Origin of the sequence: Micrococcus antarcticus, from assembly GCF_044872765.1 — a bacterium.
Classification (GTDB): Bacteria; Actinomycetota; Actinomycetes; order Actinomycetales; family Micrococcaceae; genus Micrococcus.
Map to the genome: position 1 here is coordinate 1114546 of NZ_CP085253.1, position 25249 is coordinate 1139794.

Annotated in this window: 30 protein-coding genes; 1 reads left to right on the forward strand and 29 read right to left on the reverse strand. The window is 68.8% G+C overall.

Going from position 1 to position 25249, the window contains the following annotated elements; translation table 11 throughout:
* Window positions 1–81 precede the first annotated feature (81 nt).
* From rplO to rpsL, 26 genes are all read right to left on the reverse strand, one after another.
* Window positions 82–534 (reverse strand): 50S ribosomal protein L15, encoded by a 453-nt coding sequence (gene rplO / locus LG274_RS05130; RefSeq protein WP_298987176.1) that lies wholly within the window; start codon window positions 532–534, stop codon window positions 82–84.
* Window positions 527–751: a 50S ribosomal protein L30 gene (gene rpmD / locus LG274_RS05135; protein WP_248115996.1), complete on the reverse strand. Its 225-nt coding sequence runs from the start codon at window positions 749–751 to the stop codon at window positions 527–529. The genes rplO and rpmD overlap by 8 nt, the downstream gene beginning before the upstream one ends.
* Before the next feature lie 3 nt (window positions 752–754).
* On the reverse strand, window positions 755–1501 hold the full coding sequence (rpsE, locus tag LG274_RS05140; protein ID WP_248115998.1) for a 30S ribosomal protein S5: 747 nt from the start codon (window positions 1499–1501) through the stop codon (window positions 755–757).
* A complete protein-coding gene (gene rplR / locus LG274_RS05145; protein ID WP_248116000.1) occupies window positions 1498–1872 on the reverse strand; it encodes a 50S ribosomal protein L18 in 375 nt (124 codons plus the stop codon). The genes rpsE and rplR overlap by 4 nt, the downstream gene beginning before the upstream one ends.
* Entirely contained in the window at window positions 1872–2405 is a 534-nt protein-coding gene (rplF, locus tag LG274_RS05150; protein WP_248116002.1) for a 50S ribosomal protein L6, read from the reverse strand. The genes rplR and rplF overlap by 1 nt, the downstream gene beginning before the upstream one ends.
* A gap of 30 nt (window positions 2406–2435) precedes the next feature.
* Window positions 2436–2834, reverse strand: coding sequence for a 30S ribosomal protein S8 (gene rpsH / locus LG274_RS05155; protein ID WP_248116004.1), 399 nt, complete (start codon window positions 2832–2834; stop codon window positions 2436–2438).
* Window positions 2835–2906: 72 nt separating this feature from the next.
* Window positions 2907–3482, reverse strand: coding sequence for a 50S ribosomal protein L5 (rplE, locus tag LG274_RS05160; RefSeq protein WP_248116006.1), 576 nt, complete (start codon window positions 3480–3482; stop codon window positions 2907–2909).
* The gene (gene rplX / locus LG274_RS05165; RefSeq protein ID WP_248116008.1) at window positions 3482–3823 is read right to left on the reverse strand and encodes a 50S ribosomal protein L24; all 342 of its coding nucleotides are present in this window, start codon (window positions 3821–3823) and stop codon (window positions 3482–3484) included. Before rplX ends, rplE begins: the two co-directional genes overlap by 1 nt.
* Before the next feature lie 5 nt (window positions 3824–3828).
* On the reverse strand, window positions 3829–4197 hold the full coding sequence (gene rplN, locus LG274_RS05170; RefSeq protein ID WP_248116010.1) for a 50S ribosomal protein L14: 369 nt from the start codon (window positions 4195–4197) through the stop codon (window positions 3829–3831).
* A gap of 340 nt (window positions 4198–4537) precedes the next feature.
* Window positions 4538–4819 (reverse strand): 30S ribosomal protein S17, encoded by a 282-nt coding sequence (gene rpsQ, locus LG274_RS05175; RefSeq protein ID WP_298711718.1) that lies wholly within the window; start codon window positions 4817–4819, stop codon window positions 4538–4540.
* Window positions 4816–5088, reverse strand: coding sequence for a 50S ribosomal protein L29 (gene rpmC, locus LG274_RS05180; RefSeq protein ID WP_248116012.1), 273 nt, complete (start codon window positions 5086–5088; stop codon window positions 4816–4818). Before rpmC ends, rpsQ begins: the two co-directional genes overlap by 4 nt.
* Before the next feature lie 3 nt (window positions 5089–5091).
* A complete protein-coding gene (rplP, locus tag LG274_RS05185) occupies window positions 5092–5508 on the reverse strand; it encodes a 50S ribosomal protein L16 (protein ID WP_248116014.1) in 417 nt (138 codons plus the stop codon).
* Complete coding sequence (rpsC, locus tag LG274_RS05190) at window positions 5508–6341, reverse strand: 30S ribosomal protein S3 (RefSeq protein ID WP_248116016.1); 834 nt, start codon at window positions 6339–6341, stop codon at window positions 5508–5510. Before rpsC ends, rplP begins: the two co-directional genes overlap by 1 nt.
* A gap of 3 nt (window positions 6342–6344) precedes the next feature.
* Window positions 6345–6710 carry a 50S ribosomal protein L22 gene (gene rplV, locus LG274_RS05195; RefSeq protein ID WP_248116018.1) on the reverse strand — a complete coding sequence of 122 codons (366 nt, stop codon included), beginning with the start codon at window positions 6708–6710 and terminating at the stop codon, window positions 6345–6347.
* Between the two features lie 46 nt (window positions 6711–6756).
* On the reverse strand, window positions 6757–7038 hold the full coding sequence (rpsS, locus tag LG274_RS05200; RefSeq protein ID WP_248116020.1) for a 30S ribosomal protein S19: 282 nt from the start codon (window positions 7036–7038) through the stop codon (window positions 6757–6759).
* 15 nt (window positions 7039–7053) lie between these two features.
* Window positions 7054–7893: a 50S ribosomal protein L2 gene (gene rplB, locus LG274_RS05205; protein WP_248116023.1), complete on the reverse strand. Its 840-nt coding sequence runs from the start codon at window positions 7891–7893 to the stop codon at window positions 7054–7056.
* 36 nt (window positions 7894–7929) lie between these two features.
* Entirely contained in the window at window positions 7930–8241 is a 312-nt protein-coding gene (rplW, locus tag LG274_RS05210; RefSeq protein ID WP_248116025.1) for a 50S ribosomal protein L23, read from the reverse strand.
* A complete protein-coding gene (rplD, locus tag LG274_RS05215; protein ID WP_248116027.1) occupies window positions 8238–8873 on the reverse strand; it encodes a 50S ribosomal protein L4 in 636 nt (211 codons plus the stop codon). The genes rplW and rplD overlap by 4 nt, the downstream gene beginning before the upstream one ends.
* Window positions 8874–8877: 4 nt before the next feature.
* Window positions 8878–9531, reverse strand: coding sequence for a 50S ribosomal protein L3 (gene rplC, locus LG274_RS05220; protein WP_248116029.1), 654 nt, complete (start codon window positions 9529–9531; stop codon window positions 8878–8880).
* Window positions 9532–9551: 20 nt separating this feature from the next.
* Window positions 9552–9860: a 30S ribosomal protein S10 gene (gene rpsJ / locus LG274_RS05225; RefSeq protein ID WP_002857463.1), complete on the reverse strand. Its 309-nt coding sequence runs from the start codon at window positions 9858–9860 to the stop codon at window positions 9552–9554.
* A gap of 350 nt (window positions 9861–10210) precedes the next feature.
* Window positions 10211–10678: a DUF3817 domain-containing protein gene (locus tag LG274_RS05230; protein ID WP_248116031.1), complete on the reverse strand. Its 468-nt coding sequence runs from the start codon at window positions 10676–10678 to the stop codon at window positions 10211–10213.
* On the reverse strand, window positions 10675–10812 hold the full coding sequence (locus tag LG274_RS05235; protein WP_248116033.1) for a hypothetical protein: 138 nt from the start codon (window positions 10810–10812) through the stop codon (window positions 10675–10677). Before LG274_RS05235 ends, LG274_RS05230 begins: the two co-directional genes overlap by 4 nt.
* A 153-nt stretch (window positions 10813–10965) precedes the next feature.
* Complete coding sequence (gene tuf, locus LG274_RS05240) at window positions 10966–12156, reverse strand: elongation factor Tu (RefSeq protein WP_248116035.1); 1191 nt, start codon at window positions 12154–12156, stop codon at window positions 10966–10968.
* A gap of 194 nt (window positions 12157–12350) precedes the next feature.
* The gene (fusA, locus tag LG274_RS05245; RefSeq protein WP_248116036.1) at window positions 12351–14465 is read right to left on the reverse strand and encodes an elongation factor G; all 2115 of its coding nucleotides are present in this window, start codon (window positions 14463–14465) and stop codon (window positions 12351–12353) included.
* A 122-nt stretch (window positions 14466–14587) separates the two neighbouring features.
* Window positions 14588–15058: a 30S ribosomal protein S7 gene (gene rpsG, locus LG274_RS05250; RefSeq protein WP_248116038.1), complete on the reverse strand. Its 471-nt coding sequence runs from the start codon at window positions 15056–15058 to the stop codon at window positions 14588–14590.
* Window positions 15058–15432 carry a 30S ribosomal protein S12 gene (gene rpsL, locus LG274_RS05255; RefSeq protein ID WP_135028796.1) on the reverse strand — a complete coding sequence of 125 codons (375 nt, stop codon included), beginning with the start codon at window positions 15430–15432 and terminating at the stop codon, window positions 15058–15060. The genes rpsG and rpsL overlap by 1 nt, the downstream gene beginning before the upstream one ends.
* Window positions 15433–15757: 325 nt before the next feature.
* Between rpsL and LG274_RS05260 the strand changes: the two genes are divergently transcribed.
* Window positions 15758–16933 (forward strand): peptidoglycan bridge formation glycyltransferase FemA/FemB family protein, encoded by a 1176-nt coding sequence (locus LG274_RS05260; RefSeq protein ID WP_248116040.1) that lies wholly within the window; start codon window positions 15758–15760, stop codon window positions 16931–16933.
* A gap of 121 nt (window positions 16934–17054) precedes the next feature.
* On the opposite strand, the gene LG274_RS05265 is transcribed toward LG274_RS05260, so the two are convergent.
* The 3 genes from LG274_RS05265 to rplL form a co-directional block, all read right to left on the reverse strand.
* On the reverse strand, window positions 17055–20951 hold the full coding sequence (locus LG274_RS05265; RefSeq protein ID WP_404466008.1) for a DNA-directed RNA polymerase subunit beta': 3897 nt from the start codon (window positions 20949–20951) through the stop codon (window positions 17055–17057).
* Between the two features lie 82 nt (window positions 20952–21033).
* Window positions 21034–24537 (reverse strand): DNA-directed RNA polymerase subunit beta, encoded by a 3504-nt coding sequence (locus LG274_RS05270; protein ID WP_248116042.1) that lies wholly within the window; start codon window positions 24535–24537, stop codon window positions 21034–21036.
* Window positions 24538–24809: 272 nt separating this feature from the next.
* Window positions 24810–25193, reverse strand: coding sequence for a 50S ribosomal protein L7/L12 (gene rplL, locus LG274_RS05275; RefSeq protein ID WP_298711730.1), 384 nt, complete (start codon window positions 25191–25193; stop codon window positions 24810–24812).
* Window positions 25194–25249: the final 56 nt, after the last annotated feature.

Consider the following 25249-nt stretch of genomic DNA (forward strand, 5'->3'; position numbering starts at 1 on the left):
GTGCGAGTCTACACGGAGCACGAAGGCCCCGGGCCGGGGCGGATGGCCCCGGGCCCGGGGCCCGTGTGGTCGATCAGCGGATCAGACGGTCTGCGTCGAGCCGCCGGCCGCCGCGATCTTCTCGACCGCGGAGGCGGAGAAGGCGTTCGCGGTGACCTGCACCGGAACGGTGATCTCGCCGGTCCCCAGCACCTTCACGGGCTGGTTCTTGCGGACGAGGCCCGCGGCGACGAGGGCGTCCACGGACACCTCACCGCCCTGCGGGAAGTGCGCCGAGAGCTTGTCCAGGTTGACCACCTGGTACTCGGTGCGGAACGGGTTCTTGAAGCCGCGAAGCTTCGGCAGGCGCATGTGCAGGGGCAGCTGGCCGCCCTCGAAGCCCACGCGGACCTGGTAGCGGGACTTCGTGCCCTTGGTGCCACGGCCGGCGGTCTTGCCCTTGGAGCCCTCGCCTCGACCCACGCGGGTCTTGGCGGTCTTGGCTCCGGGGGCAGGACGCAGGTCGTGGATCTTGATGGCGTCGTTCTCAGCCATGGTTGACCTCCTCCACGGACACCAGGTGCGGCACGGTGTTGACCATGCCCACGGTCGCCGCGTCGGCCTTGCGGGTGACCTGGTGGCCGATCCGCTTGAGGCCGAGCGAGCGGAGGGTGTCCCGCTGGTTCTGCTTGGTCCCCGTCACGCCACGGGTCTGGGTGATCACCAGAGTGGCGTCCGAGGGCTGGACGTTCTTGCGAGTGGGCTCAGACACGGCTCACACACCTGCCTTCTGCGCGCTCTTCTTGGCGCGGTCGTTCTCCATGGTGCGCAGCATCGCGTGGGGCGCGATCTCGTCCAGGGACTTGCCGCGGCGGGCCGCGACGGCCTGGGGCTCCTCGAGGCGCTTCAGCGCGTCCACGGTGCCGCGGACGATGTTGATGGCGTTCACGGAGCCCATGGACTTGGAGAGCACGTCGTGGATGCCGGCGCACTCCAGCACGGCACGCACCGGACCGCCGGCGATCACGCCGGTACCCGGGGACGCCGGACGCAGCAGCACGACGCCGGCGGCGTCCTCACCCTGCACGAGGTGCGGGATGGTGGAGCCCACGCGGGGCACGCGGAAGAAGGACTTCTTGGCCTCCTCCACGGCCTTCTGGATCGCGGCGGGGACCTCCTTCGCCTTGCCGTAGCCCACACCGACGGTGCCGTCGCCGTCACCCACCACCACGAGGGCGGTGAAGGAGAAGCGGCGGCCGCCCTTGACGACCTTGGACACGCGGTTGATGGCGACGACGCGCTCGAGGAACGCGTCCTTCTCCTCGTCGTTGCCGCGACCGTTGCGGTCGTCACGACGACCGCGACGGTCTCCGTCACGCCCGCCGCGACCGCCGTCGCGACCGCCACGGCCGCCGGCGGAACGCTCGGTGGTGTGGCTGGCCGAGCCCGAGGCGGTCTCGGACACGGGGGTCTCGGTGGTCTCGGTCACCTGGGTGCCCTTCTCGTTGTTGTTCTCGCTCACAGCTTCAGCCCACCCTCTCGCGCACCGTCGGCCACGGCCGCAACGCGCCCGTGGTACTTGTTGCCGCCGCGGTCGAAGACCACGGCGTCGATGCCGGCGGCCTGGGCACGCTGGGCGACGAGCTCGCCGACGCGCTTGGCCTTGGCCGTCTTGTCGCCCTCGAGCGCGCGCACGTCGGCCTCCATGGTGGAGGCAGAGGCGAGCGTGCGGCTCTGCGTGTCGTCCACGATCTGCACGAACATGTGGCGCGCGGAGCGATTGACGACGAGGCGGGGACGGACGGTGGTGCCGGAGATCCGCTTGCGCACCCGGAGGTGGCGGCGGGTGCGGGCGTTGAACTTGCCCTTGCCCTTCACCTTCAGAGTAGACATCACTTACCTGCCTTTCCGGCCTTGCGGCGGATCTGCTCGCCCGCATAGCGGACGCCCTTGCCCTTGTACGGGTCAGGGCGACGCAGCTTGCGGATGTTGGCGGCGGTCTCGCCGACCTTCTGCTTGTCGATGCCGGCGACGGTCACCGTGTTGCCCGCGACGGTGAACGCGATGCCCTCGGGGCACTTCACCGGGACGGGGTGGGAGTAGCCCAGGGCGAACTCGAGGTCCTGACCCTTGGCCTGCACGCGGTAGCCGGTGCCGACGACCTCGAGCTGCTTGGAGAAGCCGTTGGTCACGCCCTCGACCATGTTGCTGATCAGGGTGCGGGACAGGCCGTGGAGGGAGCGGGACTCGCGCTCGTCGTCGGGACGGGCCACGATGACCTGCCCCTCCTCGAGGGTGGCCGTGATGGGCGTGGGCAGCGTGTGCTCCAGCTGGCCCTTGGGCCCCTTCACGGAGACGCGGGCGCCGTCGATGGTGACATCGACGCCGCTCGGGATGGTGATCGGCAGACGTCCGATTCGCGACATATCAGTTCAGCCTTTCTTCCGTCTCGCCCGTCACCAGACGTAGGCGAGGACTTCCCCACCCACGCCCTTCTTGGCGGCCTGGCGGTCCGTGAGCAGACCCGAGGAGGTGGACAGGATGGCGATGCCGAGGCCGCCCAGCACGTGGGGCAGGGTGGTGGACTTCGCGTACACGCGAAGGCCCGGCTTGGAGATACGACGCAGGCCGGCGATCGCGCGCTCACGCTGCGGGCCGAACTTCAGGTCGATGGTCAGCTTCTTGCCGACCTCGGCTTCCTCTTCACGCCAGTCCTGGATGTAGCCCTCTGCCTTGAGGATCTCCGCGAGGCGGGTCTTCAGCTTGGAGGACGGCATGGACACGGTGTCGTGGTAGGCCGAATTGGCGTTGCGCAGACGGGTGAGCATGTCTGCGACGGGATCGGTCATGGTCATGTGGGCTTCCGCCCTTTCTCGCCGTGGTTTCCCGCACCGGTTCACCGGTGGGGGACCTGTGGCGCGGAGGTCTTACTGGTCGGTCTTGAACGGGAAGCCCAGCGCCTTCAGCAGCGCGCGGCCCTCGTCGTCGTTCTTGGCGGTGGTCACCACGGTGATGTCCATGCCGCGCACGCGGTCGATCTTGTCCTGATCGATCTCGTGGAACACGGTCTGCTCGGACAGGCCGAAGGTGTAATTGCCGTTGCCGTCGAACTGGCGGTCGGACAGGCCGCGGAAGTCACGGATGCGCGGGAGCGCGAGCGTGACGAGGCGGTCCAGGAACTCCCACATGCGGTCGCCACGGAGGGTGGCGTGCGTGCCGATCGGCATGCCCTCACGCAGCTTGAACTGCGCGATGGACTTGCGGGCCTTGGTGACCATCGGCTTCTGGCCGGTGATCGCGGTGAGGTCCGTGACGGCGCCGTCGATGATCTTGGAGTCCTTGGCGGCCTCGCCGACACCCATGTTCACGACGACCTTCACGAGGCCCGGCACCTGCATGACGTTCGCGTACTGGAACTGCTCCTGGAGGCCGCCGCGGATCTCGTCGCGGTACTTGGCCTTCAGACGCGGGGTGACCTTCTCGGTCTGCTGCACCTCGGTCATCACAGCTCCTTCCCCGAGGACTTGGCGAAGCGCACCTTCACGGTGACGTCCTCGCCGCCCTTCTGGACGGTCTCGAAGCGGTAGCCCACACGGGTCGGCTTCTGGGTCTCGGGGTCCACGACGGCCACGTTCGAGATGTGGATCGGGGCCTCGACGACCTGCAGGCCGCCCTCGGTGGAGCCGTTGTTGTTCTGGCCGGCGCGCAGGTGCTTGGTGACGCGGTTGACGCCCTCCACCAGCACTCGCTCGTCGGCGGGGAAGACGCGCAGGACCTTGCCCTGCTTGCCCTTGTCCTTGCCTGCGATGACCTGCACGAGGTCATCCTTCTTGATCTTGGCCATGAGGGTCAGATCACCTCCGGGGCGAGCGACACGATCTTCATGAAGCGCTTGTCGCGCAGCTCGCGCCCCACGGGACCGAAGATGCGCGTGCCACGGGGCTCGCCGTCGGTCTTGAGGATCACGGCCGCGTTCTCATCGAAGCGGATGTACGAGCCGTCGGGACGGCGGGACTCCTTGCGGGTCCGCACCACCACGGCCTTGACGACATCGCCCTTCTTGACGTTGCCGCCGGGGATGGCGTCCTTGACGGTGGCGACAATCGTGTCGCCGATTCCTGCGTAGCGGCGTCCTGAGCCACCGAGAACACGGATGGTCAGGATCTCCTTCGCACCGGTGTTGTCGGCGACCTTGAGCCGCGACTCCTGCTGGATCACTTGTCTCTCCTAGCGTCGCGCCGGTTCTCCCCCACTGTTGGGCGAGCCTTGCGGAACGGTTGAACGGTCATCCCGGGACGCTTACCCCTGCCCCCGTGGCGGACGTCTCCGCGGCACGGGCCGCACAGCGTTTTCAGACAGCTGCGGGCTCATGGACGCGGATCGATGCGCGGGGCAGGGCCGAGGCGGATCCGGGATCGGCGTGCGACACCCTCGGCACGCAGGATGGATGGTCCTGCCAACAAAGGGCGCACGAACACTCCACTCTAGCACAGAGCCGCCCCGTGCTGATGCACGGGGCGGCTCTGTGGTGCGGTCCGGACTCACCGGACCGCGGGCATCACTTGGCGCGCTCGACGATCTCCACCAGGCGCCACCGCTTGGAGGCGGACAGCGGGCGGGTCTCGGCGATGCGGACGCGGTCGCCCACGCCGGCGGTGTTCTCCTCGTCGTGCGCCTTCACGCGCTTCGACGACTTGAGCACCTTGCCGTACAGGGCGTGCTTCTTGCGGTCCTCGACCTCGACGACGATGGTCTTGTCCATCTTGTCGGACACGACGACGCCGCGGAGCGCCTTGCGGTAGCCGCGCTCCTCGGTGCTGGCAGCGGTCTGCTCGGTCACTGGGCAGCCTCCTCGTTCTTCGGCTCAGCCTGCGCCGCGGCGGGGACATCGCCACGGATGCCCAGCTCGCGCTCGCGCAGGATCGTGTAGATGCGCGCGATGTCACGCTTGACGGTCTTCAGCCGGCTGGCGTTGTCCAGCTGGCCCGTGGCGGCCTGGAAGCGCAGGTTGAACAGCTCCTCCTTGGAGGCCTTGAGGGCCTCCAGCAGGCTCGCGTTGTCCTGTCCGTCCAGGGACTCGACGTTCAGATCCTTGGTACCGATGGCCATGGATCACTCACCACCCTCTCGACGGATGATTCGGGCCTTCAGCGGCAGCTTGTGGATGGCCAGACGCAGCGCCTCGCGGGCCACGTCCTCGGAGACGCCCGAGAGCTCGAACAGCACGCGTCCGGGCTTGACGTTGGCGACCCACCACTCCGTGGAGCCCTTGCCGGAGCCCATGCGGGTCTCGGCGGGCTTCTTGGTCAGCGGGCGGTCCGGGTAGATGTTGATCCAGACCTTGCCGCCACGCTTGATGTAGCGGGTCATGGCGATACGGGCGGCCTCGATCTGACGGTTGGTCACATAGGCCGGCGTGAGCGCCTGGATGCCCCACTCGCCGAACGTCACGGTGGTGCCGCCCTTGGCGGCGCCGGAACGCTTGGGGTGGTGCTGCTTGCGGTGCTTGACGCGACGGGGGATCAGCATCAGGCGTTGCCTCCTTCAGCGGGAGCGGCGGCCGGGGTCTCGGCGCCGGCGCCGGCGTTCTCCTGGCGGGGAGCACGCTCGGCACGGTCATTGCGACGGCGGCGCTCGCCGCCGGCGGGGGCGCCGCCGCGACGGTCGTCACGGCCACGGCCGCGGCCGGACGGCTGGGCCGCCTCCTTGGCCGCGAGCTCCTTGGCGGTCAGGTCGCCCTTGTAGATCCAGACCTTCACGCCGATGCGGCCGAAGGTGGTCTTCGCCTCGAACTTGCCGAAGTCGATGTTCGCGCGGAGGGTGTGCAGCGGCACGCGGCCCTCGCGGTAGAACTCCGAACGGCTCATCTCGGCGCCGCCGAGACGGCCGGCGCACTGGATGCGGATGCCCTGGGCCCCGGCCCGCATGGCGGACTGGATGGCCTTCTTCATCGCGCGGCGGAAGGCCACGCGCGAGGCGAGCTGCTCCGCGACGCCCTGGGCGACGAGCTGCGCATCGGTCTCGGGGTTCTTGACCTCGAGGATGTTCAGCTGGATCTGCTTGCGGGTGAGCTTCTCGAGCTCACCGCGGATGCGGTCGGCCTCTGCGCCGCGGCGACCGATCACGATGCCCGGGCGGGCGGTGTGGATGTCCACCCGCACGCGGTCACGGGTGCGCTCGATCTCCACCTTGGAGATGCCGGCGCGCTCCATGCCGTGGGTCATCAGCTCGCGGATCTTGATGTCCTCCTTGAGGAAGTCAGCGTAGCGCTGGCCCTCCTTGTGGGAGTCCGCGAACCAGTGCGAGACGTGGTCGGTGGTGATGCCGAGGCGGAACCCGTTGGGGTTGATCTTCTGTCCCATTGGTCAGTTCCCACCCTTCTCGTCCTTGGATGCGACCACCACGGTGACGTGGCTGGTGCGCTTGTTGATGCGGAACGCGCGGCCCTGAGCACGGGGCTGGAACCGCTTCATCGTCGGGCCCTCGTCCACGAAGGCCTCCGTGATGTACAGGGCGTCCTCGTTGAAGGCGACGCCCTCGCGATCGGCCTTGACTCGGGCGTTCGCCACCGCGGAGGTCACGAGCTTGAACACCGGCTCCGAAGCGCCCTGCTGGGCGAACTTCAGGATGGCGAGCGCTTCGGTGGCCTGCTTGCCACGGACCAGGTCGACGACGCGCCGGGCCTTCATCGGCGTCACGCGCAGGTGGCGCGCAATTGCCTTGGCTTCCATTGCTTCTCTCTTTCTCTCGAAGGTCAAGCACCGCGAGCCGTGAGGCTCAGCGACGCTTGCCCTTCTTGTCGTCCTTCACGTGGCCGCGGAACGTGCGGGTGGGGGCGAACTCGCCCAGCTTGTGACCCACCATCGACTCGGTGACGAACACCGGGACGTGCTTGCGGCCGTCATGGACGGCGATGGTGTGACCCAGCATGTCCGGGATGATCATCGACCGGCGGGACCAGGTCTTGATGACGTTCTTGCTGCCCTTGTCGTTCTCGGCCAGAACCTTGAGGTAAAGGTGCTGATCCACGAAGGGGCCCTTCTTCAGGCTACGAGGCATGTCTTCTCAGCTCCCTTATCGCTTGTTCTTGCCGGTACGGCGGCGACGCACGATGAGCTTGTCGCTTTCCTTGTTCGGGCGGCGGGTGCGACCCTCGGGCTTGCCGTTGGGGTTGACCGGGTGGCGACCACCGGAGGTCTTGCCCTCGCCACCGCCGTGCGGGTGGTCGACGGGGTTCATGACGACGCCGCGGACGGTCGGGCGGACGCCCTTCCAGCGCATGCGGCCGGCCTTGCCCCAGTTGATGTTCGACTGCTCGGCATTGCCGACCTCGCCGATCGTCGCGCGGCAGCGGACGTCGACGTTGCGGATCTCGCCGGAGGGCAGGCGCAGCTGCGCGTACTTGCCCTCACGGGCGACGAGCTGCACGGAGGCGCCGGCGGAGCGGGCCATCTTGGCACCGCCGCCGGGACGCAGCTCCACCGCGTGGATCGTGGTGCCCACGGGGATGTTGCGCAGCGGCAGGTTGTTGCCGGGCTTGATGTCGGCGTTCGGGCCGGCCTCCACCGTGTCGCCCTGCTGCAGCTTGGCCGGGGCCAGGATGTAGCGCTTGGCGCCGTCCGCATAGTGCAGGAGCGCGATGCGGGCGGTGCGGTTCGGGTCGTACTCGATGTGCGCGACAGTGGCGGGCACGCCGTCCTTGTCGTGGCGACGGAAGTCGACCAGACGGTACTGGCGCTTGTGGCCGCCGCCCTTGTGACGGGTCGTGATGCGGCCCGTGTTGTTGCGGCCGCCGGTCTTGTGCAGCGGGCGGAGAAGGGACTTCTCCGGCGTGGACCGGGTGATCTCTGCGAAGTCGGCCACGGACGAGCCGCGAAGGCCCGGGGTGGTCGGCTTGTACTTACGGATAGCCATGGGTGTCTTCCTCGATTAAGTGGTCTCCGCATCGCCTCAAGAGGCGAGCGGACCTCCGAAGATGTCGATGGTCGCGCCGTCCTTGAGCGAGATGATGGCTCGCTTGGTCGACTTGCGCTGACCCCACCCGAAGCGGGTGCGGCGGCGCTTGCCGGGACGGTTCAGGGTGTTGACCGAGGCGACGTCGACGTTGAAGATGCGCTCCACCGCCTGCTTGATCTCGGTCTTGTTGGAGCGCGGGTCGACCAGGAAGGTGTACTTGCCCTCGTCGATCAGACCGTAGCTCTTCTCCGACACGACGGGAGCGATGATCACGTCGCGGGGATCCTTGTTGATGGAGCCGCTCACTGGGCATCCTCCTTCTTGGCACCGGAGGCCTGGGCCACGTACTGCTCGTAGGCCGCCTGGGTGAACACGACGTCGTCGGAGACGAGCACGTCATAGGTGTTCAGCTGGTCGGCGTAGAGGGTGTGGACCGCGGGCAGGTTGCGTGCGGACAGGGCGGTGAGGTCGTCGGCGCGGTCGATCACCAGCAGGATGTTCTTCCGGCCGGTGCTCAGCGACTCGAGACCCGCCTTGGCGGCCTTGGTGGACGGGGTGGTCCCGGACACGAGGGCCTCGACGACGTGGACGCGGCCGTTGCGGGCGCGGTCCGACAGGGCGCCGCGGAGGGCGGCGGCCTTCATCTTCTTGGGGGTGCGCTGCGAGTAGTCACGCGGCGTGGGGCCGTGGACGATGCCGCCGCCGGTCATGTGCGGGGCGCGGATGGAGCCCTGACGGGCGCGACCGGTGCCCTTCTGCTTGAACGGCTTGCGGCCGGCGCCGGACACCTCGCCGCGGCGCTTGACCTTGTGCGTGCCCTGGCGGGCCGCGGCCAGCTGGGCCACGACGACCTGGTGCATCAGCGGGACGTTGGCCTGCACGTCGAAGATCTCGGCGGGCAGCTCGACCTGGACGGTCTTCACGGAGTTCTCAGCCATGGTCTCAGGCTCCCTTCACGGCGCTGCGGACGAGAACGACCTGGCCCTTGGAGCCGGGCACGGCGCCCTTGATCAGCAGGAGGTTGTTCTCCACGTCGATGCCGTGGAGCGTCAGGTTCATGGTGGTCTGGCGGACGGCACCCATGCGACCGGGCATGCGCTGGCCCTTGAACACGCGACCGGGGGTGGACGCGCCGCCCACGGAGCCGGGCTTGCGGTGGTTCTTGTGCGCACCGTGCGAGGCGCCCACGCCGGAGAAGCCGTGGCGCTTCATGGCGCCGGCGAAGCCCTTGCCCTTGGTGGTGCCGACGACGTCGACCTTCTGGCCGGCCTGGAAGACCTCGACGGTCACGTCCTGGCCGAGCGTGTACTCGGCGGCGTCCGCGGTGCGGAGCTCGACGAGGTGGCGGCGCGGCGTGACGCCGGCCTTCTCGAAGTGACCGGCCAGGGGCTTGGTCACGCGGCGGGGGTCGATCTGGCCGTAGGCGATCTGGACGGCGCTGTAGCCGTCCGTCTCGGCCGAGCGCAGCTGGGTGACGACGTTCGCGTCAGCCTGGACCACGGTCACGGGGATGAGGTTGTTCTCCTCATCCCAGACCTGGGTCATGCCGAGCTTCGTGCCCAGCAGGCCCTTCACGTTCTGGGTGTTGTTGGTCATAGTCTCTCAGCACCTCCCTCTCAGAGCTTGATCTCGATGTTGACGTCCGCGGGCAGGTCCAGTCGCATGAGCGAGTCGACGGCCTTGGGGGTCGGGTCGATGATGTCGATGAGCCGCTTGTGGGTGCGCATCTCGAAATGCTCGCGGCTGTCCTTGTACTTGTGGGGAGAACGGATAACGCAGTACACGTTCTTCTCTGTCGGCAGGGGCACGGGGCCCACCACCGTCGCGCCTGCGCGCGTGACCGTGTCAACGATCTTGCGGGCCGAGACGTCGATGACCTCGTGGTCGTACGACTTCAGCCGGATGCGGATCTTCTGTCCCGCCATGGCGTCACGCCTCTCTCGTCGGGTGTGCTGTTCCTGTCCCTGTGCGGCGCACCCCGGGGGGCCGCCTTTTGTCCATCGTCCGCGCGGGGCGAATCCGGTTCCACCGGGTTCCTCGCCGCCGCCGGCCTCCGGTCCACGCACTCGGGCGTGTCGCCTCGGTGAGGAGGCACGCGCCCTGAGGGCGCGGTCGGAGTGGATGCGCTGCGTCTGGGCCGAGCGACGCCGCGAGACACACGACGACCGCACAATGGCGCTTGAGCAACTGATCCAGTATGACAGAGAAGGGCCCACCGCGCCAATCGGCCGGTGAGCCCCTCCCCCGCGGCCGCAGGGCGGCCCGTCGTACGGCCTCAGCGGCCCCACTCGGTCGGCGGTCCCGCGTTCAGGAGCAGGGTGAAGACGAGGGCCACGAGGACGACGGCGGCGAGGGCGCTGACGAGCGGGTGGCGCAGGACGGCCACGACGAGGCGCTCAGGGGCGGTGCGCTCGTGCTCGGCACGGGCCGGGGCGCGCCAGGACTCCGCCGGCTCTCCGCGACGGGCCGCGGACCGCTCGAAGGGGACCGTCATGAACGGCACCACGGAGGAGGCCAGGCCGGCCAGCCCCCGGCCCGCGGACCAGCGGCCGTCGATCCACACCGCCACGGTGATCAGGGCGTAGCAGAGGAAGACGAACCCGTGCACGCCGCCGGCGGCCGCCATCAGGGCGTCCGTGGTGCCGCTGTACTTGAGCGCCATGGCCGCGAGGAGCAGCGCCCACGTGACCATCTCCGCGCCTGCGGCCAGGCGGAACAGCGTGCGCGGGCCGGGAGCGCTCACCGACGCAGCTCGCCCCCGCGCTCGGCACGGCGGATGCGGCGGGCCCGCTCGATCTCGGGGCGGAAGGTGCGCAGGCCCCAGACGACGGCGGCCACGACGGCCAGGACGACGAGGAGGGTGATGAGGAGGTCCATGCCCCCACCATAGCCGGGCGTCGGAGGCCCTCCACGACGCCCGGCCACCGGACGCGACTCCGGCCTCGCCGCGCGGGGACGCGCGAGGGCCCCCTCACCCGTACGGGTGAGGGGGCCCTCGCGTGGCCGCCCGCTCAGTGAGCGGACGTCAGATCACGCAGTGATCTTGGTGACGCGGCCGGAGCCCACGGTGCGGCCACCCTCACGGATGGCGAAGCCGAGGCCCTCCTCCATGGCGATCGGCTGGATCAGCTCGACCGACATCTCGGTGGTGTCGCCGGGCATGACCATCTCGGTGCCCTCGGGCAGCGTGATGACGCCGGTGACGTCGGTGGTGCGGAAGTAGAACTGCGGGCGGTAGTTCGAGTAGAACGGGTTGTGACGGCCACCCTCGTCCTTGGACAGGATGTAGACGTTCGCCTCGAAGTTGGTGTGCGGGGTGATGGAGCCCGGCTTCACCACGACCTGGCCGCGCTCGACGTCGTCGCGCTTCAGGCCGCGGAGCAGCAGACCGCAGTTCTCGCCGGCCCAGGCCTCGTCGAGCTGCTTGTGGAACATCTCGATGCCGGTGACGGTGGTCTTCTGCACGGGGCGGATGCCCACGATCTCCACGTCCGAGTTGATGGCCAGGGTGCCACGCTCGGCGCGGCCGGTCACCACGGTGCCACGGCCGGTGATGGTGAAGACGTCCTCGATGGGCATGAGGAACGGCTTGTCCTTGTCGCGGACCGGATCCGGGATGAAGTCATCCACGGCGTCCATGAGCTCCTCGACGGTCTTGACCCACTTCTCGTCGCCCTCGAGGGCCTTGAGGCCGGAGGTGCGGATGACGGGAGCGTCGTCGCCGTCGAACTCCTGGGAGGACAGCAGCTCGCGGACCTCCATCTCGACGAGCTCGAGGAGCTCCTCGTCCTCGACCATGTCCGACTTGTTCAGGGCCACGAGCAGGGCCGGCACGCCGACCTGACGGGCGAGCAGCACGTGCTCGCGCGTCTGGGCCATGGGGCCGTCGGTGGCGGCGACCACGAGGATCGCGCCGTCCATCTGGGCCGCGCCGGTGATCATGTTCTTGATGTAGTCGGCGTGACCGGGGGCGTCGACGTGCGCGTAGTGGCGCTTGTCGGTCTGGTACTCCACGTGGGAGATGTTGATCGTGATGCCGCGCTGACGCTCCTCGGGGGCCGAGTCGATCGTCGCGAAGTCACGGGCCTCGTTCAGGTCCGGGTACTTGTCGTACAGGACCTTCGAGATGGCGGCGGTCAGCGTGGTCTTGCCGTGGTCAACGTGGCCGATGGTGCCGATGTTGACGTGCGGCTTGGTCCGCTCGAACTTTGCCTTTGCCACTAGTTCCTCCTAAGAACTGGTTCATCGTCAGAAGACGGTTCAGCCGCGCGTGAGACGTGCTGACAACTCGACTGAGTCTACTGGGATGGTGCGGGGTTGGGGAAATCCCGGCCGGTCGTCCCGTCCGGGGCGCCCCGCCCGGGGACCTCTCGGTCTCCGGGCGGGGCATGCCGTTCAGCGAGTGCGGCTGCTGGTCACTCGCCCTGGGACTTCTGGATGATCTCGTCGGCCACGGCCTTGGGGACCTCGGCGTAGGAGTGGAACGTCATCGAGTACACCGCGCGACCCTGGGTGCGGGAGCGCAGGTCGCCGATGTAGCCGAACATCTCGGACAGCGGCACGAGGGCCTTGACGACCTTCACGCCGGTGGCGTCCTCCATGGACTGGATCTGGCCGCGGCGGGAGTTCAGGTCGCCGATGACGTCGCCCATGAACTCCTCCGGGGTGCGGACCTCGACCGACATGAGCGGCTCGAGGAGCACGGGGCTGGCCTTGCGGACACCCTCCTTGAAGGCCTGCGAGCCGGCGATCTTGAACGCCATCTCCGAGGAGTCGACGTCGTGGTACGCGCCGTCGAGCAGGATCGCCTTCACGCCCACCATGGGGTAGCCCGCGAGGACGCCGAACTTCATGGCGTCCTGGATGCCGGCGTCCACGGAGGGGATGTACTCACGGGGCACGCGACCGCCGGTGACGGCGTTCTCGAACTCGTAGACCTCGCCGTCCGCGGTGTCCAGCGGCTCGAAGGAGAGCTGCACCTTGGCGAACTGGCCGGAGCCGCCGGTCTGCTTCTTGTGCGTGTAGTCGAGCTTCTCGACCTTGCGCTTGATGGTCTCGCGGTACGCGACCTGGGGCTTGCCCACGTTGGCCTCGACCTTGAACTCGCGCTTCATGCGGTCCACGAACACGTCCAGGTGGAGCTCGCCCATGCCGCCGATCTCGGTCTGGCCGGTCTCCTCGTTGAGGTTCACGCGGAACGTGGGATCCTCGGCGACGAGCTTCTGGATGGCGGTGGAGAGCTTCTCCTGGTCACCCTTGGTCTTCGGCTCGATGGCCACGGAGATCACGGGCTCCGGGAAGGTCATCGACTCGAGGATGATCGGGTGCGCCGGGTTGCACAGCGTGTCGCCCGTGGTGGTGTCCTTCAGGCCGATCACCGCGTAGATGTGGCCGGCGACGACCTCGTCGACGGGCATCTCCTTGTTGGCGTGCATCTGGAACAGCTTGCCGATGCGCTCCTTCTTGCCCTTGGTGGCGTTGAGGATCTGCGCACCGGACTCCAGGCGACCGGAGTACACGCGGATGAAGGTGAGGGTGCCGAAGAAGGGGTGCGTGGCGATCTTGAAGGCCAGGGCCGAGAACGGCTCCTCCTTCGAGGCCTCGCGGGTGATCTCCTTCTCCTCGTCGTTGACGTCGTGGCCCACCACGGCGCCCGCGTCGAGTGGGTTCGGCAGGTAGGAGACGACGGCGTCGAGCATGGGCTGCACGCCGCGGTTCTTGAACGCGGAGCCGCAGAAGACCGGGTACGCCAGGGCGTTCACGGTCAGGTGGCGGACGCCGGCCTCGATCTCCTCGGCGGTGAACTCCTCGCCCTCGAGGTACTTCTCCATGAGCTCCTCGGAGACGTCGGCGACGGCCTCCATGAGCTGCGCGCGGTACTCCTCGGCCTTCTCCTGGAGCTCCGCGGGGATCTCGCGGGTCTCGTACTCGGCCCCCATGGTCACGTCGCCCTTGGCGTCGCCCGGCCACACGAAGGCCTTCATGGAGAGCAGGTCCACGACGCCCACGAAGTCGTTCTCGGAGCCGATCGGCAGCTGCATCACGAGGGGCTTCGCGCCGAGGCGGGAGACGATGGTGTCCACGGTGAAGTAGAAGTCCGCGCCCAGCTTGTCCATCTTGTTGACGAAGCAGATGCGGGGGACGTTGTACTTGTCCGCCTGACGCCACACGGTCTCCGACTGGGGCTCCACGCCCTCCTTGCCGTCGAACACGGCCACGGCGCCGTCGAGCACGCGCAGGGAGCGCTCCACCTCGACGGTGAAGTCGACGTGCCCGGGGGTGTCGATGATGTTGATCTGGGTGTTCTTCCAGAAGCAGGTCACCGCGGCGGAGGTGATGGTGATGCCGCGCTCCTTCTCCTGCTCCATCCAGTCGGTCGTCGAGGCGCCGTCGTGGGTCTCGCCGAGCTTGTGGTTGACACCCGTGTAGAACAGGATGCGCTCGGTGGTGGTGGTCTTGCCGGCATCGATGTGGGCCATGATGCCGATGTTGCGGACCTTCGTCAGGTCGGTCAGCACGTCCTGTGCCACGGTGTCTCCCTTGCTCGGGTGGTGTTGGGGGCTCGAGGGATGGGTTCGGATGGGACGTCGAGCCCGGGGGCCGACGGCCTGCGGCCCGGGGTGCGCGCGTCACGCACCCCGGGCCGGGGGGATCACCAGCGGTAGTGGGCGAAGGCCTTGTTGGCCTCGGCCATCTTGTGGGTGTCCTCGCGGCGCTTGACCGCACCGCCCAGACCGTTCGAGGCGTCCAGGATCTCGTTCATCAGACGCTCGGTCATGGTCTTCTCGCGGCGGGCCTTCGCGAAGCCCACGAGCCAGCGCAGGGCCAGCGCCGTGGAACGCCCCGGCTTGACCTCGACGGGCACCTGGTAGGTGGCGCCGCCGACGCGGCGGGAGCGGACCTCGAGGGCCGGCTTGATGTTGTCCATGGCCTTCTTGAGCGTGGCCACGGGATCGGCGCCGTTCTTGGCGCGGGCACCCTCGAGCGCGCCGTACACGATGCGCTCTGCGGTGGACTTCTTGCCGTCGATGAGCACCTTGTTGATCAGCTGCGTGACCAGGGGGGAGCCGTAGACGGGATCGACGACGAGGGGGCGCTTCGGCGCGGGACCCTTACGAGGCATTACTTCTTCTCCTTCTTGGCGCCGTAGCGGGAGCGGGCCTGGCCGCGGTTCTTGACGCCCTGGGTGTCCAGCGCGCCGCGCACGATCTTGTAGCGCACGCCGGGGAGGTCCCTCACACGACCGCCGCGGACGAGCACGATCGAGTGCTCCTGCAGGTTGTGGCCCTCGCCCGGGATGTAGGCCGTGACCTCGACGCCGCCGTTGAGGCGGACGCGGGCGACCTTGCGCAGGGCGGAGTTCGGCTTCTTGGGGGTCGTGGTGTACACACGGGTGCACACGCCACGACGCATCGGGTTCCCCTGCAGCGCAGGGGCCTTGGTCTTGACGACCTTCGGTGAGCGGCCCTTGCGGACCAGCTGCTGAATCGTAGGCACTCTTCAGTCTTCCTGTTCGGTGATCGCTGACGTGATCCGCCGGCTGGCCCGTGGCGGGCGCCGGCTCTGCTCGTTCCTCGGCTCTGCCTCTCCTGTGGGGGCGTGCTTCGAGCAAACGTCCGCAGGCGTGCAAAAGTGTGGCATCTGTCGCGCAAGAACCCCGCGACCGGACCGAGTCCACTGTGCCACACGAAAAACAATCGTCCACCAGGCTACCACGCCGCCTCGCACCGACCAACCAGGGGTGCTGCCCGCCCCGGGCCCGGGCCGATCCTGGGACGGACCCGGGACGCTCCGGGGCCTCCTGCGTAGACTGACCGCCGTGATGTCACAACCAGCCTCCGCCTCGAATCCCCCCTCCTCCGCGCCCGGCGCCCCCCTCACGGTGCGCGCGATCACGGCCGCCGAGCACACCGAGTTCCTGGCCCGGCATCCCCTCACCTCCTTCCTCCAGAACCCGAGCTGGGCGAAGGTGAAGTCCGAGTGGCGCGCCCAGTCGCTGGGCATCCACCGCGGCGACGAGCTGGTGGGCGCGGCGCTCGTGCTCGGCCGACCCCTGCCGGTCCCCTCGCGCGTGCCCGTGCTGGGGCGCGCGTTCCTCGCCTACGTGGCGGACGGCCCCGTGCTGGACGAGGGCGTCGAGCTCGTCGACGCGCTCACCCCGCTCGTGGCCGAGCTGAAGTCCCAGGGCGCCTTCCTGGTGCGCGTCGGCCCGCCCGGCGTCGTGCGCCGCTGGGAGGCGGACGTGGTGCGCAAGGCGCTCCCGGACCCCGAGTCCTCGATGCTCACGGACCTGCCCTGCGAGGTCTCCGAGGACGCCCTGCGCACCCAGCAGTCCCTGCGCGAGGCGGGTTGGAAGGAGCCGGAGGTCAGCGCCGACTTCGCCGCCGGCCAGCCCATGTTCCAGGCCCGCATCCCGCTCGAGGGACTGGACGTGGACGGCTGGCTGGCCCGGATGAGCGGGTCGAGCCGCAAGCGCACCCGCCGCTCCACGCGCAACGACCTGGACGTCGTGACCGCCGGCCCCGAGCGCCTCGACGACTGGGACCGCCTCAACGACGAGACCGCGGAGCGCGACAAGTTCACGGGCCGCCCGCAGGACTACTTCGCCAAGATCATCCAGAACCTCGGCTCCTCGCCGATCGCGGACGTGACCTTCTTCCTCGCCGAGCACGAGGGCGAGCCGGTCGCGGCGGCGTTCCACTTCCAGCAGGGCCAGATGGCGTGGCGCCCCTACAGCGCCTCATCCCAGCGCGAGCGGCAGCGGGACGCCCCGCGCCTGTTGCAGCTGAAGCAGGTCGAGGCCGCCATCGAGGCGGGCTGCCTGTGGCTGGACCTGGGCGGCGTGAGCGGCTCGGTGGACCAGGAGCACAAGCTCTCCGGGCTCACGGAGTTCAAGACGACGCAGGGCGCCGACATCGTGCAGACCCTCGGGGAGTGGGACCTGCCGCTGAACCGCCCGCTCGCGAAGGCCTTCGACGTGTACATGTCCCGCCGCTGACCGGACCCGCGAGGCCGCACGCGAGAGGGCCCGCCCCTCCCCCGCCCTCAGGCGGAGGAGGGACGGGCCCTCGTCGCATCCGGGACCGGGCGGACCGCCGCAGCGGCCCGCCCGGAGCGGATCAGGCGCGGAAGTCGCCCCCGCGGCCGTAGTCGTCGAGCGACACGGCGTGGAACTCGCTCTCGCCGAGCGGCTGGTCCAGGCCCGGGTAGTCGAAGTCCGCGAAGCCGACCGGCGAGGCGTACAGGTTCGCCTTGGCCTCGTCCGTGGGCTCCACCGTGGTCTTCGTGTAGCGGTCCAGGCCGGTGCCGGCCGGGATCAGCTTGCCGATGATCACGTTCTCCTTCAGGCCCAGCAGCGGGTCCGACTTGCCCTCCATGGCCGCCTGCGTGAGGACGCGGGTCGTCTCCTGGAAGGACGCGGCCGAGAGCCACGAGTCGGTCGCCAGCGAGGCCTTCGTGATGCCCATGAGCTCGTCGCGCCCGGAGGCCGGCTGACGGCCCTCGGCCACGGCGGCCCGGTTGGCGGCCACGAAGCGCGGCCGGTCCGTCAGCTCGCCCGGCAGCAGGTCCGTGTCGCCGTTCTCGATGACGGTGACGCGCCGCAGCATCTGGCGGACGATGACCTCCACGTGCTTGTCGTGGATGCCCACGCCCTGCGACTGGTACACGTCCTGCACCTCCTCCACGAGGAAGCGCTGGGCGGCACGCGGACCGAGCACGCGCAGGACCTGCTTGGGGTCCACGGCGCCGGCCACGAGCTGGGTGCCCACGGCCACGTGCTCGCCGTCCTCCACGAGCAGGCGCGCACGGCGCAGCACGGGGTAGGCGATCTCCTCGGAGCCGTCGTCCGGGGTGAGGATCAGGCGCACCGACGCGTCGGTGTCCTCGATCTGCACCCGGCCCGCCACCTCGGAGATCGGGGCCACGCCCTTGGGCGTGCGGGCCTCGAAGAGCTCCTGGATGCGGGGAAGGCCCTGGGTGATGTCGTCCGCCGACGCGACGCCGCCGGTGTGGAACGTGCGCATGGTCAGCTGGGTGCCGGGCTCGCCGATCGACTGGGCCGCGATGATGCCCACGGCCTCGCCGATGTCCACGAGCTGGCCCGTGGCCATGGAGCGGCCATAGCACTTGGCGCACGTGCCCACGGCCGACTCGCAGGTCAGCACGGAGCGGACCTTGATCTCGGACACGCCGGCGTCCACCAGCTCGCCGATGAGCACGTCGCCCACGTCCGCACCGGCGGTGGCCAGCACGGTGCCGTCCTCACCCGTCACGTCCTGCGCGAGGGTGCGGGCGAAGGCCGAGTTCTCCACCTGCTCGTGCATGACGAGCTCTCCGTCGGCGTTGGGCACGGCGATGGTCACGGACAGGCCGCGCTCCGTGCCGCAGTCCTCCTCGCGGACGATGACGTCCTGGGAGACGTCCACGAGACGACGGGTCAGGTAGCCCGAGTTCGCGGTCTTCAGCGCGGTGTCCGCGAGCCCCTTGCGGGCGCCGTGGGTGGCGGAGAAGTACTCGAGCACCGACAGGCCCTCGCGGTACGAGGACTTGATCGGGCGCGGGATGATCTCGCCCTTCGGGTTGGCCACGAGGCCGCGGATGCCCGCGATCTGGCGGACCTGCAGCCAGTTGCCTCGGGCGCCCGAGGACACCATGCGGTTGATCGTGTTCAGCTCGGACAGGCCGGCCTTCATGGCCGCGGCGACCTCGTCGGTGGCCTTGTTCCAGATGTCGATCAGCTCGGAGCGACGCTCGTCGTCCGCGATGAGGCCCTTGTCGTACTGGCTCTGCACGCGCTGCGACTGCGCCTCGTAGCCCTCCATGATGGAGGCCTTGTCGAAGTCGGACGTGATGTCCGAGATCGCCACCGTCACGCCGGACCACGTGCCCCAGTGGAAGCCCGCGTCCTTGAGGTTGTCCAGGGTCTGGGCGGTGGTCACCATCGGGTAGCGCTCGGCGAGGTCGTTGACCAGCTGGCCGAGGGTGCCCTTGGTGGCCTGCGCGTCCAGCCACGGGTAGTCCGCCGGGAGGAGCTCGTTGAAGAGCACCTTGCCCAGCGTCGTCTCGATGAACGCGCGCTCGCCCTCGCTCCAGCCCTCGGGGGCCGGGACCGACGCCGACGGCACGAAGCCGTCCACGCCGATGGTGACGGGGGCGTTGAGGTGCAGGTCGCCGCCGTCGAACGCCATGATGGCCTCCGCGACGGTGGAGTACTGCGTGCCCGCGCCGGCCTCGTCCGCCCGCACCGTGGTGAGGTGGTTCAGGCCGATGATCATGTCCTGGGCCGGCACGGCGACCGCGCGGCCGTCCGAGGGCTTCAGGATGTTGTGGCTCGAGAGCATGAGCAGACGGGCCTCCGCCTGCGCCTCCGGGGAGAGCGGCAGGTGCACGGCCATCTGGTCGCCGTCGAAGTCCGCGTTGAACGCGCCGCAGACGAGCGGGTGCAGCTGGAGGGCCTTGCCCTCCACGAGCTGCGGCTCGAACGCCTGGATGCCGAGGCGGTGCAGGGTGGGCGCGCGGTTCAGCAGCACGGGGTGCTCGGTGATGACCTCCTCGAGCACGTCCCACACCTGCGGGCGGAAGCGCTCGACCATGCGCTTGGCCGACTTGATGTTCTGCGCGTGGTTGAGGTCCACGAGGCGCTTCATCACGAACGGCTTGAAGAGCTCGAGCGCCATCTGCTTCGGCAGGCCGCACTGGTGCAGCTTCAGCTGCGGGCCCACCACGATGACCGAACGGCCCGAGTAGTCCACGCGCTTGCCGAGCAGGTTCTGGCGGAAGCGGCCCTGCTTGCCCTTGAGCATGTCGGACAGCGACTTCAGCGGCCGGTTGCCCGGCCCGGTGACGGGACGGCCGCGGCGGCCGTTGTCGAACAGGGAGTCCACGGCCTCCTGGAGCATGCGCTTCTCGTTGTTCACGATGATCTCAGGCGCGCCGAGGTCGAGCAGCCGCTTCAGGCGGTTGTTGCGGTTGATCACGCGGCGGTACAGGTCGTTCAGGTCGGAGGTCGCGAAGCGGCCGCCGTCGAGCTGGACCATGGGGCGCAGCTCCGGCGGGATCACCGGGACCGCGTCCAGGACCATGCCCGTGGGCGAGTTGTCCGTGGTGAGGAACGCGTTGACGACCTTCAGACGCTTCAGGGCGCGGGTCTTGCGCTGGCCCTTGCCGGTCTTGATGGTCTCGCGGAGCATCTCGGACTCGGCCTGCAGGTCGAAGGTCTGCAGACGGCGCTGGATCGACTCGGCGCCCATGGAGCCCTCGAAGTACTGGCCGTACTTGTCGCGCATGGCGCGGTAGAGGCCCTCATCGCCCTCGAGGTCGGCGACCTTGAGGTTCTTGAAGCGGTCCCACACCTGCTCCTTGCGGTCCAGCTCGGCGTCGGCGCGCTTGCGGATCTGGGACATGGTCTTGTCCGCCGCGTCGCGCGCCTTCTTCTTCTCCGCGGCCTTGGCGCCCTCGGACTCCAGCTTCGCGAGGTCCTTCTCGAGGTCCGCGGCGACGGCGGCGACGTCCGCGTCGCGCTGGTCGGCGAGGACGCGGGTCTCCTGGTCGTGCTCGGCCTGGAGGTTGGGGAGGTCGCGGTGACGCGCCTCCTCGTCCACCGAGGTGATCATGTAGGCCGCGAAGTAGATGACCTTCTCGAGGTCCTTCGGGGCGAGGTCCAGCAGGTAGCCCAGCCGGGACGGGACGCCCTTGAAGTACCAGATGTGGGTGACGGGGGCGGCCAGCTCGATGTGGCCCATGCGGTCACGGCGCACCTTGGAGCGGGTCACCTCGACGCCGCAGCGCTCGCAGATGATGCCCTTGAAGCGCACGCGCTTGTACTTGCCGCACGCGCACTCCCAGTCACGGGTGGGGCCGAAGATCTTCTCGCAGAAGAGCCCGTCCTTCTCCGGCTTCAGGGTGCGGTAGTTGATGGTCTCCGGCTTCTTGACCTCGCCGTACGACCAGCGGCGGATGTCCTCCGCCGTGGCCAGGCCGATGCGCATCAGGCCGAAAGAGTTGTCTGTGGACATGCTGTTCACGCTCATGCTCCGGTGAACTCCTTGGTTCGGTGGTTCTCAGTAGACGTCTGGTGGGATGCGGGAGTCAGCGGGATCAGACTTCCTCGACCGAGCTGGGCTCGGCGTGGGAGAGGTCGATGCCCAGCTCCTCGGCTGCGCGGTAGACCTCGTCCTCCGCGTCGCGCATCTCGATGGTCTGGCCGTCGGCGGAGAGGACCTCCACGTTCAGGCAGAGGGACTGCATCTCCTTGATGAGCACCTTGAAGGACTCCGGCACACCCGGCTCGGGGATGTTCTCGCCCTTGACGATGGCCTCGTAGACCTTCACGCGGCCGTGGATGTCGTCCGACTTGATGGTCAGCAGCTCCTGGAGGGTGAACGCGGCGCCGTACGCCTCGAGCGCCCACACCTCCATCTCGCCGAAGCGCTGGCCGCCGAACTGGGCCTTGCCGCCCAGCGGCTGCTGCGTGATCATCGAGTACGGGCCCGTGGAGCGGGCGTGGATCTTGTCGTCCACCAGGTGGTGCAGCTTGAGCATGTACATGTAGCCCACGGAGATCGGGTCCGGGAACGGCTCGCCGGAGCGGCCGTCGAACAGCTGCGCCTTGCCGTTGGTGCCCATGAGCCGGTCGCCGTCGCGGGTCTTGTTCACGTGACCCAGCAGGCCGGTGATCTCCTCCGCCTCGGCGCCGTCGAACACCGGGGTGGCGACGTTGACCGGGCCGGACTGGCGCGGGAAGTTCGGCAGGTTGCCGATCCACTCGGGCTCGCCCTCGATGTCCCAGCCGCGCGAGGCGGCCCAGCCGAGGTGCAGCTCCATGACCTGGCCCAGGTTCATGCGGCCGGGCACGCCCAGGGGGTTCAGGACGATGTCCACCGGGGTGCCGTCCGCCAGGAACGGCATGTCCTCCAGGGGCAGGATCTTGGAGATGACGCCCTTGTTGCCGTGGCGGCCGGCCATCTTGTCGCCGTCGGTGATCTTGCGCTTCTGGGCGACATACACGCGCACGAGCTGGTTGACGCCCGGGGAGAGATCGTCGTCCTGCTCGCGGTCGAAGATGCGCACGCCGATGACGGTGCCGGACTCGCCGTGGGGCACCTTCAGGGACGTGTCGCGGACCTCGCGGGACTTCTCGCCGAAGATGGCGCGCAGCAGGCGCTCCTCCGGGGTCAGCTCGGTCTCGCCCTTCGGGGTGACGCGGCCGACCAGGATGTCGCCGGCCTCCACCTCGGCGCCGATGTGGATGATGCCGCGCTCGTCGAGCTGGGCCAGCACCTCCTCGGACACGTTGGGGATGTCGCGCGTGATCTCCTCGGCGCCCAGCTTGGTGTCGCGGGCGTCGACCTCGTGCTCCTCGATGTGGATCGAGGTGAGGACGTCCTCCGAGACCATGCGCTGAGACAGGATGATCGCGTCCTCGTAGTTCAGGCCCTCCCAGGGCATGAACGCGACGAGGAGGTTCTTGCCGAGCGCGAGCTCGCCGTGGTCCGTGGCGGGGCCGTCGGCGATGATGCTCAGGCGCTCGACGCGGTCGCCCTCGGACACGCGGACGCGCTGGTTGTACGCGTTGCCCTGGTTGGAGCGGGAGAACTTCATGATCGGGTAGTGCGTCGTGGTGCCGTCGTCGTTCATGACGGTCACCAGGTCCGCGGCCACCTCGGTCACCACGCCGGGGGCGGTGGCGGTCACGGAGTCGCCCGCGTCCACGGCCACGTACTTCTCCATGCCGGTGCCGACGTACGGGGCCTGCGACTGGAGCAGCGGCACGGCCTGGCGCTGCATGTTGGCGCCCATGAGCGCGCGGTTCGCGTCGTCGTGCTCGAGGAACGGGATCAGCGCCGTGGCGGCGGAGACCATCTGGCGCGGGGACACGTCCATGTAGTCGATGTCGTCCACGGTGGAGAGCACGGGCTCACCGCCGCCGCCGCGCTGGCGGCAGAGGACGAGCTCCTCGACGAAGGTGCCGTCGGCGTCCACCGGCGCGTTGGCCTGGGCGATCTGGAACTCGAGCTCGTCGTCCGCGGTCAGGTAGTCGACGTCGTCGGTGACGCGGCCGTCCACCACGCGGCGGTACGGCGTCTCGATGAAGCCGAAGGAGTTGATGCGGCCGAAGGTCGCGAGCGAGCCGATGAGGCCGATGTTCGGGCCTTCCGGGGTCTCGATGGGGCACATGCGGCCGTAGTGCGACGGGTGGACGTCACGGACCTCCATGCCGGCGCGGTCACGGGACAGGCCGCCCGGGCCGAGCGCGGAGAGGCGGCGCTTGTGGGTCAGGCCCGCGAGCGGGTTGTTCTGGTCCATGAACTGCGACAGCTGCGAGGTGCCGAAGAACTCCTTGATCGCCGCCACCACGGGGCGGATGTTGATCAGGGTCTGCGGGGTGATCGCCTCGACGTCCTGCGTGGTCATGCGCTCGCGCACGACGCGCTCCATGCGGGACAGGCCGGTGCGGATCTGGTTCTCGATCAGCTCGCCCACCGCGCGGATGCGACGGTTGCCGAAGTGGTCGATGTCGTCGACCTCGACGCGCACGTCGACGGTCTCGCCGTCGCGCGTGCCCTTGATGGACTTCTCGCCCGCGTGCAGCGCGGCGATGAAGTGCACCATCTGCACGAGGTCGTCCTCGGTCAGCACGGAGGCGTTCGGGTCGGCCAGGTGCACGTCCACGCCCAGCTTGCGGTTGAGCTTGTAGCGGCCCACCTTCGCCAGGTCGTAGCGCTTCGGGGTGAAGTACAGGTTGTTCAGCAGCGCCTGGGCCGCGTCGACGGCGGCGGGCTCGCCCGGGCGCAGCTTGCGGTAGATGTCCAGCAGCGCCTCGTTCTGGTCGGCGGTGCCGTCCTTCTCGAGGGTCGCGCGGATGGAGTCGTACTGGCCGAACTCCTCGAGGATGCGGGACTCGGTCCAGCCCATGGCCTTGAGCAGCACCGTCACGGGCTGCTTGCGCTTGCGGTCGAGGCGGACGCCGACCTGGTCGCGCTTGTCCACCTCGAGCTCGAACCACGCGCCGCGCGAGGGGATGATCTTGGCGGAGAAGATCTCCTTGTCCGAGGTCTTGTCCGGGGTGCGCTCGAAGTAGGCGCCCGGGGAGCGGACCAGCTGGGACACGACGACGCGCTCGGTGCCGTTGATGATGAACGTGCCGTTGCGCGTCATGAGCGGGAAGTCGCCCATGAACACGGTCTGCTGCTTGATCTCGCCGGTCGTGTTGTTCATGAACTCGGCCTTGACGTACAGCGGGGCGGCGAAGGTCGCGTCGCGGTCCTTGCACTCCTCCTCCGTCATCTTCGCGTCGGCGAACTCCGGATCGGAGAAGGACAGGGACATGGTGCCCTGGAAGTCCTCGATCGGGGAGATCTCCTCGAAGATGTCCGTGAGCCCGGAGGTCACGGGCACCGAGTGGTCGTCGACCGCGAGGGCCTGCTCCACTCGCGCGGACCAGCGCTCGTTGCCGATCAGGCGGTCGAACGACTCGGTCTGCAGCGCCAGCAGGTCCGGCACGTCCAGCGGCTCGGAGATCTTGGCGAAGGAGATGCGTCCGGCGGATGCGCCGGATCGCGGGGAGACAGTAGCGGTTTCATGGGTGCTCGAGGCGACCACGTAGGATCCTTCCACAGGCCTTCTGGGGTTCCGTTCGCTCCCCGTGCGCATGATGCGGACGGTGCGGGCCCACCGCTATATGAAGGCCACACGTCACCGTGCGGGCCGTCGGCGGTCAGGCCGTCCTCCAGGCAGCACGGAACAGGGGAGATGCAAAGATCCATCGTAACCCCGGGGTCCAGTCCTGTCCACCCACGCACGAGACCCCCGTCGCGCGATGCGCGACGGGGGTCTCGGGGTGAAGCCGTGAGATGCGGCTCAGGCCGCGATCATCACTTGAGGGTGACGGTGGCGCCGGCGCCCTCGAGCTGCTCCTTGGCCTTCTCGGCGGTCTCCTTGTTGACGCCCTCGAGGACCGGCTTGGGGGCGCCGTCGACGAGGTCCTTGGCCTCCTTCAGGCCGAGGGAGGTGAGGGCGCGCACCTCCTTGATGACGCCGATCTTCTTGTCGCCGGCGGCCTCGAGGACGACGTCGAACTCGTCCTTCTCCTCGGCGGCCTCGGCGGCGGGGGCACCGGCGCCGGCGGCGGCCATCGCCACGGGGGCGGCGGCGGTGACGTCGAACTTCTCCTCGAACGCCTTGATGAACTCGGACAGCTCGATGAGGGTCAGCTCCTCGAACGCGGCGAGCAGCTCTTCGGTGGTCAGCTTGGCCATGATGGCTCCTTTACGTGTACGTCTTGACTACGTGTGAAGTGGTGGGCCGTGCAGCC

Excerpts from the sequence above, each read along its gene's own strand:
- rplP (WP_248116014.1), bottom strand. The coding sequence starts at position 5,508 with ATGCTGATCCCCCGTCGCGTCAAGCACCGCAAGCAGCACCACCCCAAG.
- rpsJ (WP_002857463.1), bottom strand. The coding sequence starts at position 9,860 with ATGGCGGGACAGAAGATCCGCATCCGGCTGAAGTCGTACGACCACGAG.
- rplL (WP_298711730.1), bottom strand. The coding sequence starts at position 25,193 with ATGGCCAAGCTGACCACCGAAGAGCTGCTCGCCGCGTTCGAGGAGCTG.
- rpsG (WP_248116038.1), bottom strand. The coding sequence starts at position 15,058 with ATGCCTCGTAAGGGTCCCGCGCCGAAGCGCCCCCTCGTCGTCGATCCC.
- rplO (WP_298987176.1), bottom strand. The coding sequence starts at position 534 with ATGGCTGAGAACGACGCCATCAAGATCCACGACCTGCGTCCTGCCCCC.
- rplC (WP_248116029.1), bottom strand. The coding sequence starts at position 9,531 with ATGACCAACAACACCCAGAACGTGAAGGGCCTGCTGGGCACGAAGCTC.
- rpsS (WP_248116020.1), bottom strand. The coding sequence starts at position 7,038 with ATGCCTCGTAGCCTGAAGAAGGGCCCCTTCGTGGATCAGCACCTTTAC.
- LG274_RS05260 (WP_248116040.1), top strand. The coding sequence starts at position 15,758 with ATGTCACAACCAGCCTCCGCCTCGAATCCCCCCTCCTCCGCGCCCGGC.
- LG274_RS05235 (WP_248116033.1), bottom strand. The coding sequence starts at position 10,812 with ATGGACCTCCTCATCACCCTCCTCGTCGTCCTGGCCGTCGTGGCCGCC.
- rpsH (WP_248116004.1), bottom strand. The coding sequence starts at position 2,834 with ATGACCATGACCGATCCCGTCGCAGACATGCTCACCCGTCTGCGCAAC.
- rplR (WP_248116000.1), bottom strand. The coding sequence starts at position 1,872 with ATGTCTACTCTGAAGGTGAAGGGCAAGGGCAAGTTCAACGCCCGCACC.
- LG274_RS05265 (WP_404466008.1), bottom strand. The coding sequence starts at position 20,951 with ATGTCCACAGACAACTCTTTCGGCCTGATGCGCATCGGCCTGGCCACG.
- rplV (WP_248116018.1), bottom strand. The coding sequence starts at position 6,710 with ATGGAAGCCAAGGCAATTGCGCGCCACCTGCGCGTGACGCCGATGAAG.
- rpsC (WP_248116016.1), bottom strand. The coding sequence starts at position 6,341 with ATGGGACAGAAGATCAACCCCAACGGGTTCCGCCTCGGCATCACCACC.
- rplB (WP_248116023.1), bottom strand. The coding sequence starts at position 7,893 with ATGGCTATCCGTAAGTACAAGCCGACCACCCCGGGCCTTCGCGGCTCG.
- rpmC (WP_248116012.1), bottom strand. The coding sequence starts at position 5,088 with ATGGCCATCGGTACCAAGGATCTGAACGTCGAGTCCCTGGACGGACAG.
- rplE (WP_248116006.1), bottom strand. The coding sequence starts at position 3,482 with ATGACCGAGGTGCAGCAGACCGAGAAGGTCACCCCGCGTCTGAAGGCC.
- rplD (WP_248116027.1), bottom strand. The coding sequence starts at position 8,873 with ATGGCTGAGAACTCCGTGAAGACCGTCCAGGTCGAGCTGCCCGCCGAG.
- rplX (WP_248116008.1), bottom strand. The coding sequence starts at position 3,823 with ATGGCCAAGATCAAGAAGGATGACCTCGTGCAGGTCATCGCAGGCAAG.
- rplF (WP_248116002.1), bottom strand. The coding sequence starts at position 2,405 with ATGTCGCGAATCGGACGTCTGCCGATCACCATCCCGAGCGGCGTCGAT.